We start from the raw sequence: 1,589 nt of genomic DNA, 5'->3' as shown, positions 1-1,589 counted from the left end.
TTCCTGAAGCGTTATCACTTCAACGCATGCACTCAGGAGGCCGGGATGAAGCGGTATGTCGAGGGAGCAGATCGCAGCCAGTGTATTCTTTTTCCAGAGCAGTTGGACGACTACGTTGGCGAGGATAATATTGTTCGTGTCGTCGATGCTTTTATCGAAGCCCTGGACCTCAATGCTCTTGGCTTTACCGGCGCCGAACCTGCACGCACGGGCCGGCCTGCTTACCATCCGGCGGTTCTGCTCGGCATTTACATCTACGGTTATCTCAATCGAATTCAGTCCAGCCGACGCCTGGAGCGAGAAGCGCTGCGCAATGTCGAATTGATGTGGCTTACCGGAAGGCTTACGCCCGATTTCAAAACCATCGCAGATTTCCGTAAGAATAATGGCGATGCCATTTGCCAGGTGTGCAGGCAGTTCGTGCAGGTATGTCGTCGGATTGGGATGTTCTCTGAGAGCAGCGGCGTGGCTATTGACGGTAGCAAGTTCAAAGCGGTGAATAATCGTGACCGGAATTTCACCAACAATAAGCTGCAAGCTCGAATCGAACAGCTTGAAGAAGGCATTTCGCGTTATATGGAAGAGCTTGACCGAGCTGACCGGGAACCCATCCTGGTTCCGGAGGCACGCGTGGCGCATATCAAAGACAAGATCGCAGCCATCAAAGGTCAAATTGAAAGTCTTGCCGAAATCGACAAGAAATTGAAGGCCACACCAGACCAGCAGATTTCGCTGACGGATCCGGACGCACGCTCGATGTCAACAACCGGACGAGGCACGGCGACGGTAGGATACAACGTACAAACCGCCGTGGATACGCAGCATCATCTGATCATCGCTCATGAAGTAACCAATGTTGGTCATGACCGCACACAGCTCGCGTCGATGGCCAAGCAAGCCAGTGAGGTGCTACACAAGGGCGGTCTGGTGGTGTATGCCGACCGAGGCTATTTCAGCGGCCCTGAAATTCTGGCGTGTGAAGAGCTGGGGGTGATCCCATTGGTCCCCAAACCGCTAACTTCCGGCAATCGAGCAAAAGGGCAGTTCGACAAACGCGATTTTCAATACCTACCCGAGAGTGATGAGTTCCAATGCCCGGCAGGTGAGCGAGCAATACTGCGTTTCACCATAATGGAAAAGGGGCTTCTTTTCAAAAAATACTGGTCCTCAGCATGCCCCAAATGTTCAATCAAATCGCAATGCACCACTGGCACCAATCGCCGAATCGCACGCTGGGAGCACGAAGAAGTCCTTGATCGGATGGCGCAGAGGCTAGCCGAACGGCGGGACACTGCCAAAATTCGACGACGCACAGTGGAGCATCCGTTCGGCACTTTGAAATCGTGGATGGGGGCAACGCACTTTCTCACCAGGACTTTTTCGCGAGTGCGGACAGAGATGAGTTTGCATGTTCTCGCCTACAACCTGAAGCGAGTGATGCGCATCCTGGGAACTAACGGGCTGAGAACAGCCTTGATCGGGCTGTAAGCCCTTTCTTCTTCGACGCGTCTTCAATCGGTTCGACTCGTCTCGCCGACTGCAGCACCGGTAGCATCCAGCCGCGTTTTCACACGGCCTGGCCCCATTGC

1 protein-coding gene is annotated in these 1,589 nt (G+C 53.9%); it reads left to right on the top strand.

Annotation, left to right across the window (positions count from 1 at the left end):
* Positions 1–45 precede the first annotated feature (45 nt).
* Positions 46–1,488 (top strand): IS1182 family transposase, encoded by a 1,443-nt coding sequence (locus AB4Z11_RS31185; protein WP_442029981.1) that lies wholly within the window; start codon positions 46–48, stop codon positions 1,486–1,488.
* Positions 1,489–1,589: the final 101 nt, after the last annotated feature.

The sequence above is a fragment of the Pseudoduganella sp. RAF53_2 genome (assembly GCF_052113985.1).
Taxonomy (GTDB): domain Bacteria; phylum Pseudomonadota; class Gammaproteobacteria; order Burkholderiales; family Burkholderiaceae_D; genus Rugamonas.
Note: the sequence above shows the minus strand (reverse complement) of the source record. Positions and strands in the feature narration are given on the sequence as shown.